General features: G+C 38.9%; 11 protein-coding genes. 1 reads left to right on the top strand and 10 read right to left on the bottom strand.

What is annotated here, in order from left to right:
* Positions 1 to 826: 826 nt before the first annotated feature.
* The 9 genes from HMPREF1505_RS06225 to HMPREF1505_RS06185 all read right to left on the bottom strand — a co-directional run bounded on the left by HMPREF1505_RS06225 (position 827) and on the right by HMPREF1505_RS06185 (position 11,655).
* Entirely contained in the window at positions 827 to 1,585 is a 759-nt protein-coding gene (locus HMPREF1505_RS06225; RefSeq protein ID WP_013264811.1) for a succinate dehydrogenase/fumarate reductase iron-sulfur subunit, read from the bottom strand.
* 47 nt (positions 1,586 to 1,632) lie between these two features.
* Positions 1,633 to 1,986: a four helix bundle protein gene (locus HMPREF1505_RS06220; RefSeq protein ID WP_004358894.1), complete on the bottom strand. Its 354-nt coding sequence runs from the start codon at positions 1,984 to 1,986 to the stop codon at positions 1,633 to 1,635.
* Positions 1,987 to 2,096: 110 nt separating this feature from the next.
* Positions 2,097 to 4,079 carry a fumarate reductase/succinate dehydrogenase flavoprotein subunit gene (locus HMPREF1505_RS06215; RefSeq protein ID WP_036923754.1) on the bottom strand — a complete coding sequence of 661 codons (1,983 nt, stop codon included), beginning with the start codon at positions 4,077 to 4,079 and terminating at the stop codon, positions 2,097 to 2,099.
* 39 nt (positions 4,080 to 4,118) lie between these two features.
* The gene (locus tag HMPREF1505_RS06210) at positions 4,119 to 4,805 is read right to left on the bottom strand and encodes a fumarate reductase (protein WP_036923753.1); all 687 of its coding nucleotides are present in this window, start codon (positions 4,803 to 4,805) and stop codon (positions 4,119 to 4,121) included.
* 1,063 nt (positions 4,806 to 5,868) lie between these two features.
* Entirely contained in the window at positions 5,869 to 6,240 is a 372-nt protein-coding gene (locus HMPREF1505_RS06205) for a hypothetical protein (RefSeq protein WP_231480361.1), read from the bottom strand.
* Positions 6,241 to 6,246: 6 nt separating this feature from the next.
* Positions 6,247 to 7,809 (bottom strand): hypothetical protein, encoded by a 1,563-nt coding sequence (locus tag HMPREF1505_RS06200; protein WP_036923752.1) that lies wholly within the window; start codon positions 7,807 to 7,809, stop codon positions 6,247 to 6,249.
* 2 nt (positions 7,810 to 7,811) lie between these two features.
* Complete coding sequence (locus tag HMPREF1505_RS06195; protein ID WP_036923751.1) at positions 7,812 to 8,978, bottom strand: 3'-5' exonuclease; 1,167 nt, start codon at positions 8,976 to 8,978, stop codon at positions 7,812 to 7,814.
* Positions 8,979 to 8,998: 20 nt separating this feature from the next.
* On the bottom strand, positions 8,999 to 11,407 hold the full coding sequence (locus HMPREF1505_RS06190) for an Hsp70 family protein (protein ID WP_036923750.1): 2,409 nt from the start codon (positions 11,405 to 11,407) through the stop codon (positions 8,999 to 9,001).
* 53 nt (positions 11,408 to 11,460) lie between these two features.
* Positions 11,461 to 11,655: a hypothetical protein gene (locus HMPREF1505_RS06185; RefSeq protein WP_036923749.1), complete on the bottom strand. Its 195-nt coding sequence runs from the start codon at positions 11,653 to 11,655 to the stop codon at positions 11,461 to 11,463.
* A 735-nt stretch (positions 11,656 to 12,390) separates the two neighbouring features.
* Between HMPREF1505_RS06185 and HMPREF1505_RS06180 the strand changes: the two genes are divergently transcribed.
* Positions 12,391 to 12,936 (top strand): hypothetical protein, encoded by a 546-nt coding sequence (locus HMPREF1505_RS06180; RefSeq protein WP_231480360.1) that lies wholly within the window; start codon positions 12,391 to 12,393, stop codon positions 12,934 to 12,936.
* Between the two features lie 159 nt (positions 12,937 to 13,095).
* On the opposite strand, the gene HMPREF1505_RS06175 is transcribed toward HMPREF1505_RS06180, so the two are convergent.
* Complete coding sequence (locus tag HMPREF1505_RS06175; RefSeq protein ID WP_036923748.1) at positions 13,096 to 15,681, bottom strand: beta-N-acetylglucosaminidase domain-containing protein; 2,586 nt, start codon at positions 15,679 to 15,681, stop codon at positions 13,096 to 13,098.
* Between the last annotated feature and the right edge of the window lie 255 nt (positions 15,682 to 15,936).

The raw sequence follows: 15,936 nt of genomic DNA, 5'->3' as shown, positions 1-15,936 counted from the left end.
ACAAAGCCAAACAATCTGCTCGATAATAAAACAAAATATGTTTAGGCTCTAATGACCGAATTGGGTTAAATAAATAGATTGAAATAGAATAAAGACTTATATACTTGTATGGGATGATTATCCTAAATTAGATGGTCTTACAAAGAGGAATAAAATACAAAACAAGATGCGAATTGATATGATTTCTATCCGTCTTCTACAAACAGCATACTTCCACACTGCCGATACTTGTAAATAATTTTCCAACAACTCAAAACCAAGACATGCTCTTTTAGCTCCTAAAAGACGCCTAATTGACTTGCAAAAGGTGCCCTTTTGAAGGCTAACTAACGCCCTTTTGAAGTCCAATTAAGCACCTTTTATTTTACTACTTGATAACTAATTGATTCTCTGTTGATTGCAAACTTTCTTTTTATATGTGTTTTTTTCGTTATTTATAGAGGTTTTACTCGATACAATGTAATTATTTTTCAAATCCTTATCTATTAAATTAGCTGTTATTTATCGCTACAAATAATAAGTATACTCATCAACTTCTAAACTCGCAAACTATCGATCTGTGACTACTGATTAAACGAATTACGTTGCGATAAGGATTCGAGTAATTAGCGTAATTCGTAGTCGGTGAAAGTAAAATCATAAAGTTCAAAGGTCAAACCTCAAACCTCAAAGGATATAAAAGAGGTTCAAATCATAAAGTATCGCATACTAACTTAACTGGAGCATATAAACAAAAATCCCATAACTCATATATCAGAGCTATGGGATTTCCTATGATTGAATAAGCTTGGTAGTAGTCTATAGGGCTACTGCCTGTTGCTTATGATTAATCAGCAAACTTTGCCTTGATGAACTCACGGTTCAAACGAGCGATGTTAGCAATCTTCTCGTTCTTAGGACAAACAGCCTCGCAAGCACGTGTGTTAGTACAGTTACCGAAGCCAACCTCATCCATCTTCGCAACCATTGCCTTAGCACGCTTAGCAGCCTCAGGCTTACCCTGTGGCAAGAGAGCCAACTGGCTTACCTTAGATGAAACGAAGAGCATAGCAGAACCATTCTTACATGCAGCAACACAAGCACCACAACCGATACATGTTGCACAGTCCATAGCCTCATCAGCATTGTCCTTAGAGATAAGAATAGCATTAGCATCCTGTGCCTGACCGGTACGGATTGTTGTGTAACCACCAGCCTGAATAATCTTATCGAATGCTGTACGGTCTACCATACAGTCCTTGATTACTGGGAAACCAGCTGAACGCCATGGCTCAACAGTGATAACATCACCATCGTTGAAACGGCGCATATAAAGCTGACAGGTTGTTGCACCGCGTTCAGTCTTACCGTGTGGAGTACCATTGATATAGAGTGAACACATACCGCAAATACCCTCGCGGCAGTCGTGGTCGAAGACGAATGGTTCATCACCAGCAGCAATCAACTCCTCATTAAGGATGTCAAGCATCTCAAGGAATGAGGTGTCATCTGGGATATTCTTCATCTCATGTGTATCGAAATGACCCTGATCCTGTGGACCATTCTGCTTCCAATACTTAATTGTGAATGATATATTCTTTGCCATTGTGTTATGTTTTAGTTGACAAGTAAACAAGTTGTGAAGTAAACAAGTTATTTGTTCAGAGTCTTAATCAAAGACGTTAGCATCCTAATTATGCCTTGGGTCTTATCGCATAGTTGCTGTGCAAGTTCTGTCGAGATATACCCTAAGTCTTTCGATAGAATCAATTGAGTTTCTAACTCACACGCAGAACCTAATGCTATACTAAGGAATCTCTCAGTTTCACGAGTATGGATTCTGCCATAGCCTTCTGCTATGTTCGAGGGAATTGATACAACGGCTCTACGCATTTGGGAAGCTAATCCAAATAGTTCTTCCCGTGGATATGTCTTTGTTGCCTTATATACTTCTAAGACAAGTTCCATTGCTTTCTGCCAGACGATCAAATCCTTGTGAGTATTCATCGACCTTGTTTGTATTACATCTTGTATATTGTCTGTATTATACTAATGGAATATGTTTAAGGCAGAACAAGCTAACAACTTGTCAACTTGTCCTCCCGTCAACTCGTCAACTAGTTTTTATAATTACGTGTTTGTACCTTGATTGCCTCATACTCGAGAGGTTCCTTGATAAGCTCTGGGGTTTTGGTGTCATCACCCTGATACTCCCAACAGCCAACATAGAAGAAGTTCTCGTCGTCACGCTTAGCCTCACCTTCCTCAGTCTGGTGCTCCTCACGGAAGTGACCACCACAACTCTCCTCACGATGCAATGCATCATAAGCTACGAGCTCACCCATAAGGATGAAGTCACGGAGGTGAATTGCCTTGTCAAGCTCGACATTCAAGCCTTCCTTCTTACCAGGAATAAAGAGGTTAGAGTTGAACTCCTCACGAAGAGCCTTCAACTGCTTAAGACCTTCCTCAAGACCTTCCTTGGTACGACCCATACCTACATACTCCCACATAATGTGTCCGAGTTCCTTGTGGAGAGAGTCAACAGAACGCTTACCTTGGATACCCATCAAACGATCTGTCTCAGCCATAACAGCCTTCTCAGCCTCATCAAACTCAGGACGGTCGGTTGGAACCTTTGCCCAGAGTGCCTGATCAGCAAGATAGTTCTGAATAGTATATGGCAATACGAAGTAACCATCAGCAAGACCCTGCATCAAAGCAGAAGCACCAAGACGGTTAGCACCATGGTCAGAGAAGTTACACTCACCAATAGCAAACAGACCTGGAACGGTTGTCATCAGCTCATAGTCAACCCAGATACCACCCATTGTGTAGTGGATAGCAGGGAAGATCATCATTGGATTATAGTACTTCACGCCGTTAATCTCATTAGCGAGCTCGCCCGGATTAACGTCTGTAATCTCCTCATACATATCGAAGAGGTTACCATAACGCTGAAGAATTGTATCGATACCAAGGCGGTTGATAGACTCAGAGAAGTCGAGGAACACAGCAAGACCAGTGTTGTTAACACCGAATCCATGGTCGCAACGCTCCTTAGCAGCACGTGAAGCAACGTCACGAGGTACGAGGTTACCGAATGCTGGGTAACGACGCTCCAAGTAATAGTCACGATCTTCCTCTGGAATATCAGATCCCTTCTTTGTTCCTGCCTGCAATGCCTTTGCATCTTCGAGCTTCTTAGGAACCCAGATACGGCCATCATTACGCAGAGACTCTGACATAAGGGTCAGCTTAGACTGCTTATCACCGTGTACAGGGATACAAGTTGGGTGAATCTGAACGTAAGATGGGTTAGCCATATAAGCACCCTTACGGTAGCACTGGATAGCTGCTGTACAGTTACAACCCATAGCGTTGGTTGAAAGGAAGTATGCATTACCATAACCACCAGTAGCGATAACAACAGCATTAGCTGTGAAACGCTCCAGTTTACCAGTCACAAGGTTCTTAGCAATGATACCACGAGCGTGACCGTCAACGATAACTACGTCCTCCATCTCATAACGAGTATAGAGCTTTACCTTACCTGTAGCAACCTGTGCACTCAATGAAGAGTAAGCACCGAGCAACAACTGCTGACCGGTCTGACCCTTTGCATAGAAAGTACGGCTTACCTGTGCACCACCGAAAGAACGGTTAGCAAGCATACCACCATACTCACGTGCGAATGGAACTCCCTGTGCAACGCACTGGTCGATAATGTCGTTTGACACCTCAGCAAGACGATAAACGTTCGCTTCACGAGCACGATAGTCACCACCCTTTACTGTATCGTAGAAAAGACGGTAAACTGAGTCACCATCATTCTGATAGTTCTTTGCAGCATTGATACCACCCTGTGCAGCGATAGAGTGTGCACGACGTGGTGAGTCTTGGATGCAGAAGTTATATACGTTGAAGCCCATCTCACCGAGAGAAGCGGCAGCACTGGCACCAGCCAGACCTGTACCAACAACGATAACATCCAGTTTCAGTTTATTCTTTGGGTTAACCAAACGCTGATGAGCCTTATAGTTGGTCCATTTCTCAGCTACTGGTCCTTCTGGTATTCTGGAATTTAATGTCTTAGTCATGATTGTTTTTGAATTAAATTTTCAACTTAGATACTTAAATTATGCAGCACAGCAAAGGCTTGGTGCACAATGGAAAGCAAATGCAAGCACTACAATGAGGAAGCCAAGCATCAACAGAGTAACATAGATGTTACCAATGGTCTTCCAACGGTTGAACCATACTTTACCATTGATACCAACTGTCTGCATAGCACTCCAGAAACCGTGAGAGAGGTGGAACCACAATGCTGCAATCCAAATAACGTAGAGTACTACATACAAAGGATTAGAGAAAGTGTACTGGATGTACTCAAAACCATGACTTGGTGGAATCTGAACATGCATACCTGTGAGCTCTGCAAACATCATGTTGTACCAGAAGTTGAAGAGGTGAAGTCCAAGACCGAGCAGCACGATGAGACCGAGAACAAGCATGTTTTGGCTTGCCCACTCTACAGTTGCAGGCTTCTCTGTAACAGCATAACGATTGTCACCACGTGCACGGCGGTTCTGCGCTGTAAGGATGAACGCATAAACGATGTGACAAACTGCCAATGCGCCAAGACCAGCAGTAGCTGCTACTGCGTACCAGTTGGCACCCAACAGCTCACAAATCATGTTGTAAGCATCTTTAGAGAAGAGCGCAACAAGATTCATACAGCAGTGGAACGTCATGAATAGGATCAGGGCCATGCCAGTAACTGACATAATCACCTTTCTACCAATAGATGAATTGATTAACCACATAAATGTTTTGATTTTAAATATTTAAATTGTTAGAATTATTATTCCTAAATGAATGTAGCGAGAAGACTGTATTCAGCCTCCCTCTCATAATTATTGTTCATTAAATTAGATACCAAGATGTTGGTATAAGTACATACATAATGCGATGCAAAAATACTATATTTTAATGATTTATCAAAGTATTTTAAACAAAATATATAGTATTTAGACTTAAAATAAGGAGGCTTTGCCTATCCTAATAAATGAGGATAGTTTTAGAAGACGCACAAACTTTGAAAATTAAACAAAATCTTTTATGAAAATACCATCAATCTGTTTTATCAGTAAAAAGCAAGAATATGATTTGTACCATAGGTAAAAGCTGTTTCATATTCTTGATTTATATACACAACAACTACTTTAAAGAAATAAATATTATACTCTATATAAGTTTAAATTTCATTTGCTGTCATTTTAACATTTTCAATTAAAGAGCTATAAACCAATAATTTAATTACACAAAAAGAATGACAGGAGTGACAGGAAAATTATTTTATCTTATTATCAACTTATAATGAATTTACAAATATGTATTTTAAGATGTTCAAGTAACCTACCATCACAAGGCTTCTATATCTTTTTATCTTTCTCTTTACACTATTACATTTTCTCTAAGAACTATTGCCTTTATAGAGATTCAGCATATTACGTACCTCAAATTCTAAGACACAAGGACACGCAAAGTCGTAACGCACAAAAAGAGGATGTAACAAAATTAACACATTCTCCCTATAGGAATTCACCTTTTGAGTAAACTATTACATTACTTTCTTACAAATTCTCACTTACTAAAATAGAAGTACATATATCATTTACAAGGTTTAGATTAGATTAATTACAATCTTCTATAGTATCAAACTAATAGGAGTGGACAGAATCAAATCTTGTTTTGTCCAGTTCACTCTATCCCCTACGTCCCGAAGTTTCATTACCGTAGTTTTAAAAGGCCTTGGATAGAATCTCAAGAAAATAGATGCCCTTGACTCTTATCATCGAAAAGAGTCAAGGGGAATATGCAAAAGATTTATGATTTTGTACAGCCAGCTATATGTTCATTACCAGCTGCTTCTACAAAGGAAATGGTGATTCCACAGAATTCAGCAACAACGTCATATATGGCAACCTCATTTGCATTTATATCTTCGTCTACAATAATCATATCGCTCATAAGGCAAGCAAAATCAGCTTTTTGTTCATCATTTAAAAGTTTAATTTGAGAGAGCGCAATGAGAGAATTCTTAGATTTTATCAATTCATGATCATCATCTTGAAGTTCAAATTTCTCTTTTAGTTTATTGAAAAAAAATGTTTCACGGGCATCAATTATACCATCGACATGAATGATATCAAGAAGGATTCGCATTATAGCGATTTTTTGTTGAAAAGTATATTCCATATTTTATTATTTTTTAGGTTCCCACTTTTCTTCGGGGTGAGAGTTTAAGAAGTCTTGATATTCCTCTTTAGTATAGACAACCTTCTCTGAATTCTTTGCTTTAGAGGGCTTGCCAAACTTTGTATATTTCTGCAATTTCAAAGGGAATGAAATGAGCTTTCTCGCTTGAATATCCTTTTCCAGAAATTCTTCCTTTCCAAAGAGGTTACCAGTTTCATTAGAAGTATCAACTTGTAAAACGCCTTTATTTGTTTTGAATCTTGATGTTTCATATTCGTATCCTCTATCCGTTGTAGAAGGGATATAACTTGGGTCATCTTCCTGACATGGTGGAAATGATTCTTCTGACTGCCGTCCCCAAGTAGGATAACCACCTCTTCCCTGACTGTAGCCAGATTGAGCAAAAGGGCTGTTTTCTATATCCTTTTTACCCTTCTTTTTACCTCCTTTTCTGCGCTTTTCTTCAAACTCACGCTCTCTATCGCGTTCACGCTCAATGCATTCCATTTCAAACTTTGCTCTTTCACGCTCTTCTTGCTTACGGAGAAGAATGGCCGCCATTTCCTCTTTAGATTTATAAATAGCAAGAGGCAACGATTCGTAAAAACAAGCGTATGTCTTATCGTGACCAAGTGCAATACCTATCATGTATGAAGCAATAGTAAAACTTTCTCCAAAAGAGGCTTTGCAAGTCGAAATAAATTTATCATCATATGTAAATTCGTCCTTGTAAAGATCTCTTAATTTGAGATAATTTACAGCAATGAGAATAAAATCCACATCGGGAACAAATGAAGCAATCTTAGAGAGGAAACCAGATGCCTTTTCATTCCGTTTCAATAGATGTAAAATATCATTAGACTTATACCCTTGGCCCTCATATGTGGCAAGGATTTTATATATGTCTGTAGATTCTACTTTATAATCTTCAACTTCTTTCTTTGACATGAAGTTGACGATTATATGTACGATGTCCATAAAGTATCCAAGTGACTCTTTGGGATAGAAAGAATGTCTTTCGTATCTCATAAGATATACCCACAGGGAAATATCTCCAGAGGGACGAATTTCATCATATACATTAGAAAGCATGTCTTCTACCATGTCTTCAGATATAAGTTTCTTACATTTTTCTATACCGTCCAACTTGAAGATGTTGAAAATATTTCTTACACCCTGCATTGAGTTTTGAAATAGCTGCTTCTTCTTGATAAGGCTGATAGTATCAGGCCAAATAGGATTGTCAATTTTTATGTGTTCATCAAATGATGATTCATATTCTCTTTTAGCCTCAAGGTCTAATGGGAAAATATGCTTCATTTCCGTAATGGTCACGACGGAAAGATCATCTGTATCATTTGCCTTTGTAAAATTGATAATCAGGTATGCAAATGAACTCTCAAACGAATTTATTCTAGCAAAAAGAGCGTCGTAAATATCGTCTCTCTTTGGAAGCTCAGAAATAGAGCAATCAAACTCAACTACCTTTTCGGAGTTCAAATAAAAAAAACCGAATTTGAAGAAGTCGATAAAATCGGCTCTTCGTATTAATACTAGATAATTTCTCATAATTAAATACCAAAGATATTTTCACCACCAGATATTGTTGTTTGTCCGCTTAAAACATCGCTAACATTAATACGGCTACAGTCACCAGCAAAGTTGCTGAGATATGTAGAATGTGAACCGCTATACGTTAGGTAGAGGTTATTTCGGCTTCTGGTCATAGCTACCATAAATAGTGTGCGACTTAGCCCTTCACTGCTATTGATGTATAAAGATTGACTTAGTCCAGGAAGGAATACATTATCAAAATCCAATCCCTTTGAACTATGATAAGTCATAACGCAAATTATTCCGCCATCCTCGGTAAAAGAACCGTAGCCATTTCCTACATATTGAAGTTTAATGCCGTTAGCTCTAAGATAAGAATTGAGTTTATTGTAATCAACTTTGCCCCATTTGTTTAGCTGCACAGACCATTGGTTCTTACCTAACATTGTAAGGACCATTTGGAAGAATTCTAAAATCTTTTGCTGAGAAGGAATTAGAATAGCTACAGTATCTCCAATATTAACAGCCCTTTGTGCTTCCTTCATAATATACTTGGTTTCTTGTTCTGGAGAATTTGCAGAGCACAAGCGGATTTGAGTAGTTCGCTTAGTCATATCGCGGCGTGCGGTGAATATATTCATATTAGGTATGAACTTTTCAACAGCTGCTATAATAGAACTAGATAGGCGATGGATAATTCCAAGTTCAAACTCACGACAGTTTAGGAGCGAAGTAATCTGCGTAGGTGAAACGGTAACCTCTCTGTATTTTGGGTCCCTTTCATAAATAGATTGGTTTTCGTCGCCAGCAACTATGACATGTTTTGCCCTACTATTCATTGTTGATAAAACTCTACCTGTCATATCCTGTACCTCATCACTAAGCACATAGTCATAGTTTGATGAGCCATTCATAAACTCATAGTACGTCATAATATTGGCAGACACACCCATTTCAGCAAATGCCGCTTTGAACATGGCTATCAATGAGTGTGTGAAGACAATAACCGCCACTTTTGCACTAGAGTCTTTTCTCTTGATTCGCTTCATTGTGTAAGCTAATAATACAGACTTACCTGAACCAGGGAACCCCTTAATCCAGACGTTACGCTGTTCAATGTCAACATTTTCGACAAAATCACGTTGCTGATCATCCAGCATATTTTCAGGAACTAACCATGCCATAATTTAATAATTTTTATGGTTTATTTTTTTGTTAAAGACTTTGTTCTTATTTGAGTCAAATTTTCCTCGTCGTAATAGTTTATTTGTTCAATCTGCGGTTTAGCACTTCTGATTTCGTAGGCTTTATCTCTTTTGCCAAGTTCTTCAGCTGCTGACGCAAACCACCCATAATCAGAACTATGTAACGAGTTTGATTTCCAACGTTGTACATATACGTCATAAGCTACTTGAAATTTTGCTCTTGCCGTAGCTTCATTACCTTCTATTTTATCTAGCCTTCCGAGCACAATATTAGTGCAAGGATGTTTTGGATCAAGCTCATAGGCCTTGTTCAAGTATTGACGCGATTTTAGGGAATCTCGATTGAACAAAGTATGTCCCAAATTGAAATTAGCATAGAGGTTGTTTGGATTATGCTCTAATGCTTTCTCATAGAACTCAATTGCTTTGTCAATGTTTCCAGAGTTATTATAATAAACACCAATGAGATTGTAGTCTTCAGGATTAGGGTATAATTCATTCTGCTGTTCGAGAGTCTCAGCAGCTTTAAAATCATTTCCAGCATCCGCGTAGGCCTTTCTCAGAGTAATCAAGCAATTCTTTGTAGGTATACCTCCGTTTCTTTCTGTAGCGATATTTGCTTCTCTTTCAGCACGGAGTACAATACGTTCTTCTGTTGAAAGTTCTTTGTTTGCAAATGGATTCTGAGGTTCAACCATACAGCTTACTCCCATGCATTGCGCTTTTGCAAGTAACAATTTATCAGCTGTGATTTCCAAAGCAAGCGTTACTTGGGCTGTTGTAAGGAATCCACCATCATGTGTAATTTTAAGATTGAAAAGCATCTTGTTTATGCTGCCTACACATATGGGCAATTCTATCACTTCCTGATGGTCTTTTATAGGCATCAAATCATTAATTACAACAGTATTGCATGGTATTGTTGTACCAGCAGGAATCAAAACCTTGTTTGTTGCATCCTTTGTGATTACAAATATAGGTTCACTTGTAATAGGTTGGATAATACATCTGTTCATGCCATTCAACAAAAGCGAGTGTATTGCTGCACCTTTGGATACATGAGTTTGAAGATCCTGAGGAACAAGGATTTCAGAATCATCAAAATGGTTCTTCAAAGTTTCTTGTATAAAAGGATTTTGCGCACTTCCACCTATAAGCAATACGTAATCAATCTCAAATTTACGTACATTTGCTTTTTTGATTGCACTTTCAATGGGTGCAAAGATATTGTTATATTCTTCTTGTCCTTTTATAGATGTCGGTATACGCGAAGACTTCATGAATACAGACATTACCTTGACCAATTCTTTTATAGAAAGGTAGAACTCTGACTGAGAAAGAATTCCTTTCTTGGTTTCTACAGAAACATGAATTGTGATAGTTTCTTTATCAGAACTTGATTTTACATAGTCAGGAATTTCCAACTTATACATTTGATTGGAAATTTTCTTACACAAAAGGATCTTTAGACGCTCCGAAACTTTATAAAGCTGCATAGCAATATACTGTCGTTCTTTCGTTCTGAAGTCATCCTCAGAGACATTGTTCGCTTCAAAGAATCGTGGCATTATATACTTGTAGGTGATGTAGCGATCAATGTCATCACCGCCAAGTTTAGTAAACTTGGAGATTGCAACGTTCTTTGAGTATAAGCCATTTGCTGATTTTCCAATTTCAAGAATAGAAATATCGCATGTACCTCCACCAAAGTCAAAAACAAGAACCTTGGAATTGTAATGTGGAGAAATGAGCAATGGCTTTTCAGAATCTTCGCTGTCATGAATATAACTTATGAATGCAGCATTAGGTTCATCTATAAGCGATTGCTTAGAGATATTCATTCCGTTTGATTCCAATGCATCTATAAGATCCTTTCGCTGATTTGCCTCAAACGAAGCAGGAATACTCACTGCATAAAGAATATTATCTGACAGTCCATTCTCTTTGCAATATTTCTTTATAAGAATATTCAAATACATAAAGAAAACTCTGACACAATCCTTCGGGTTCCTTATTTTAATTCCTTCCATTGTACTAACCTCGCTATTATAGTATTTAGCGCCGAGGTCTTCTCCAATTTCCATCTTAAACGAGAACCATATATTCTTACCTTTAGTAAGAGTGTATTTAAGGTTAGAAGCACCCTCACCAACGAGTAATTTTCCATTATACCAAGCGATTACACTAGGAAGTTTTTCGCTTTGATAAATGGTACCATCTTCCAAAATTTGCGTGAGCTTAATTGGAAGTGTCCTTATCTTTTCTTCGCCATTCTCCTTTGTGGCAATGGAAACAACCGTTGTTGAAGTACCGAAATCGATACCAACAAATGTTCCTCTTGCTGCCAACTGCGTGTTAAGCGTAGAATGCAACATTGATTTTAATGATAGTATATTTGATCCTGGCATAAAAAATATTATATTATTATGACGTTTCTCAAATCAGTGTAGAATGTAATAACTCAGTTCGGATTGTAATGACAAACAGGGGAATTGCTATAGAAACCGTCAGAGAGTTTTGTAGAAACAACCATGACGGATTCTTTTTCCAGTTCCCTTGCGAAATTCACCTCAATACCTGCTGACTCAATGACAACAAGGTCGTAAAGTGATTTCTGAGGTTCAAGAGCATTGATACTCAGTTTAGCTTTCAACATAGCATCACAGAAAATATCTAATTCTGTACGTTGTCAAACAAAAGTACACAACTGCAAATATAGTTATTTACTATGATATTTCATTCTTTTATTATTAAAAAATATTTTATTTATTAAATTTTGCCTTATATAATCTCGTATTTTCTTGATTTACTCCCATTGACCTATATATACATCTCTGCGTATAAGATTATCTAACGATTCTTGAAACCTTCTCTCAGTATAATATTCCAGCCATTGGGCGTTAGCCTTTTCCTGTTCAGAAGAACAGATATAATGATTTACGAACGTCACCTATGAAAACGATTTTATATGACCCAATAAAGAATCAAAAAGCTTTCAAACATATGAGACTTAAAAGTCGTGTCTTGCATAAGAGGATAAGAAATTAACGTATTACTATTTGTCATTAAGACCCCTTCTTCCCGTCCCGAGCCGATGTGTTGTTGCCCAGCACATGCCGTGCGATTGGTAAGCACCAATGGTGCGGAGGGCAAAACAGCTTAAAGCATATTACCGAAATAGAGGTAACTTATTGTTAGAAAACACCAAAAACATAAACAACCTACATAAAATCTATCGAATGCTTGATAATTTAAAACCAATTATCTACATTTGCAACAATATGAATATTATTTAATAAAAACTATAACAAAAACAGCGAAAAACATTTATTGAATTCAAACATTCACAGAATTCTAATGAATGAATGTATCAATATTAAAGAATTAAGCAATGAAAAAGATTATTTTAAGCTTATTACTTGTATTGTCCTGCATAGCTACCAACGCACAAGATAACAATCTGGATTACAAGAGCAAACCAGCTTTTTTGAATTCAATGTTTAACAAATGTGGAACCAAAAAGCGTCTACCTATGAACGCTTATGCTGACCTGCATATCGTTGTGGGTAAGACAATAGTCGTCAAGGGGAAAGCCTCAAAATCACACTTCACTATTGAACCTGACGAAGATGATGTGTGCGACAAATCCTACAAGGTTTACAACGCTCATTTTAACGGCGTAAGCGTACAATACAGTACCTATGCTTATGCTGACGTATTATATCTGACTATCAATAAAGAAGATTATCATATAAACGAATATGATGGTGCCTGTGATTCGCATATCAAAAACTTAAGGCATCAATATAAGAAGACTAAGACCGGAGAAATCCTAACGTTGACTTGCACCAAAGACATTCCATTGTTTAGTGACAATTCCAATCGAAGGGTTATCTTGAAGAAAGGTTCAGTGTTAACCTTTAACGTAAAGAAATGAATTCAGTCTTAATCGTCTTATTTCTCAGTTTATCATTCACTCAACCATATCACAAACAATAGGGACAGACGCCATCGCCTGTCCTTATTGCTATTTATTTGTTGTCTTTCAACAAGCAACTTGTCTACTTGTAGACTCGTCAACTCGTCAACCAATGTCTTACTTCTTTGGGATAATCTCGAACACTTCTGCCTTACCAATCAACTCCATACGCGTTACTTTCTTTGCCACATCAACAGTGAAGAAAGGCTCATTAGAAGTGAATTCAGCCTTCAATTTGTTACGCTTATCATACTGACAAATACGCACAGAACCACCCTCTGGCAATGAAAGCATGAAGGTGTAAGAAGTCATACCACTTGGTACCTCGAACGAAACAGCACCCGTATTCTTGAAAGATGTACCAGGCTGATGATCGAACGCAAGAAGAACATCGCTTGCTCCAGCCTTAGAATTCTCAAATTCAAGCGAAGCTGTACCAGCAGGTACCACTACGAACGAACGAATAGAAGCCCAGTTCTTACGGTCTGAGTCAATCCGACGCAAGCGAATATAACGTGCTTGCACTGGATCGCCCTGCCAAAGGATATCATATTGGTTCTTCATATCGCCCAACATGGTATTCCATGTCTTGCCGTCAACAGAATACTCAAGTGCTGCATGGTCATAGAAGTCGCAATCATCAGTAGAGTTACGCCCCTGAAGGATATGCACCTCACGTACTGCCATTGGTTCAGGGAGGGCTACACCCATCCAGTCACCAGCCTTCTGTGCCTCACCAGAGGTGTAATGTGTTATGCTATCGCCATCGAACATCAAACCAGCTTGGGTAGTCTTAAGATTCTTATAAGAACCGATACCACGTAGTGTGAATGCCTTTTCACCTGAAAGCTTCTCATAGAAGGCATCACCAAGGTCGTCCATAGCGAAGTCGTAGAATGGCTGCAACTTCATAGTTCCCGACTTATGAGCCTCGTAAGCTTTCTTATCTTCCGCAGACATACGGCTCTTAACATACTTACTCCAGAACTTCAAGTTATCACCACTACGATAGAGGTCCATCAATTCGATAGCGCTCTTACCACGTTCGCCTAACTTAGCAAACTCAGTCAGCCAAGGCTTTAGCTCCTTCATCAAGAGATTATCAGTGCAACCAGCCTCAATCTCAGCAGGTGCTTTAGCCACACGTTCGAACTCCTGATAGAGTTTATCACGCTTCTCCTTTGTATATTCAGCCAAACGGAAGGTCTCTGTTTCCCAAGATTCGTCACGACGATAGCCTGTCTCCGTATCGGCAGAATGGATAGCAAAGGTGCGGTAAGCATCCTTTGCACGTGGCATCATCACTTCCAAGCCACGCTCCCAACTGTCGATTGGGTTATAATCAGATGGATTCCATGTATAATCAGCTACACTGTAGAGAGAGAGTTTTGATGCTTCTCCATGCTCCATAGGGTTGCTGACGAGTCCACACATATCTTTATCGGTGAGTGATGTATCTAAACCATAAACAGGACCCTGCAATACAAGGTTGCGAACATAGTCTGTTACGGCATAGTTCCACCAGAAGAAAGCAGGACGCTTGATGCGACTATCCACCCAATCGAGTGTACTCTTTGTCACATCGCTACAAACAACATCGCCTGTCCAGAACACACGTACAGATGGGTCGAGGGTCTTACCATAGATGCTCAATGGTCCGTTCTCGTCTGCCTTTGCCCATAACTTAGAATAGTCTGTAGGACAAATAATCAGCGGAGCAACGTCGCCCTTTGCCTTTACAAACTCCTTTGTCAAACGATTCAACAACTCAACTTGTCGGTTAGGGTTGGTTCCCTCGCCTGAGATATCATCAAAGAAGATAGCAAATGACTTAACACCAGCTTGATACATGAGGTCAAGTTTGTGCATAAGATTCTGATAGTCTTCCTCGTTCCACTTGATATCCTTACCTGGATGAATAGCCCAAACGAAGTCTACACGGTTCTTCTTGCAGGCTGCAACAAGTTCCTTGATGTCCTTCATCTCATTCTCTGGATAAGGCAGACGCCAGTTAGGAGAACTGTGATAAGGGTCGTCCTTTGGTCCATAGATATAAGTATTCATCTTGTACTTACCGTAGAAGTCAATCAATGAAAGGCGTACAGCGTGTGACCATGGTGTACCATAGAAACCCTCAACAACACCACGATAGGCAAATACTGGTGCATCGCCGATTTCCAAACAAGGTAGTTTCTTACCGCCTTCTACGGATGGGTTCTCCATAATTTGGCGCAAAGTCTGTATGCCATAGAATACTCCTAAGTCATTAGAAGCCAGAAGTGTGATTCCCTTCTTAGTAATTTTCAGTGTGTAGGCACCGTCAGTAGTAGCATCACTCTGACCGATCTTATCCAGAACCACTGGTATCTTTACTAATTGTATCTTCATTGGAAGACCCTTGTCAGCACGAGAAAGGAAGTTAAGGTCAGTCCAATAGTCCCAACTCTGCTTACGAGCAGGCTGCGGTTGGTCAAGTTTAACACCACCACTGATGTCTACTGTTCCCTCACCTGTCAGTTTCACGTAACGTGGTGTAGGATTAATAACGAGTCCCTGATGGTCAATCTTCTTACCAGGAACAGGATTAACTAACTGCACTTCCGAACGCTGACTGCCTAAATCGAAGTCATTATCCTGTGCATGGGCTGCCGTAAGGGCACACATGCCCAAAGCGAAGGTCACTAAAAGTTTCTTTTGTTTCATGTAGGTTTTTAATATTTGGTATCCGCCCTGCCCATATACTTTCGTATTAAACAAGCCGAGGATTAAATAGTAATATGATTGCTTCCCTTTCTAAGGAAAAGGGATTCTACTTGCAAAGATAAGGAATTAAAATGAATTTCATCTATTAACTGATAGCAAAAAGCAAAGAATAGGGATTTCTTTAGCTAAAGGATGATTCTCTAACTATCGTATTTTCAAACTATTCTTTGCCTTTTTCATTGCCTAAGATAGCCC

Source organism: Prevotella sp. ICM33 (assembly GCF_000517825.1).
Lineage (GTDB): Bacteria > Bacteroidota > Bacteroidia > Bacteroidales > Bacteroidaceae > Prevotella > Prevotella melaninogenica.
The sequence above is the reverse complement of the archived record's forward strand: the minus strand, read 5'-3'. Positions and strand labels throughout refer to the sequence as shown.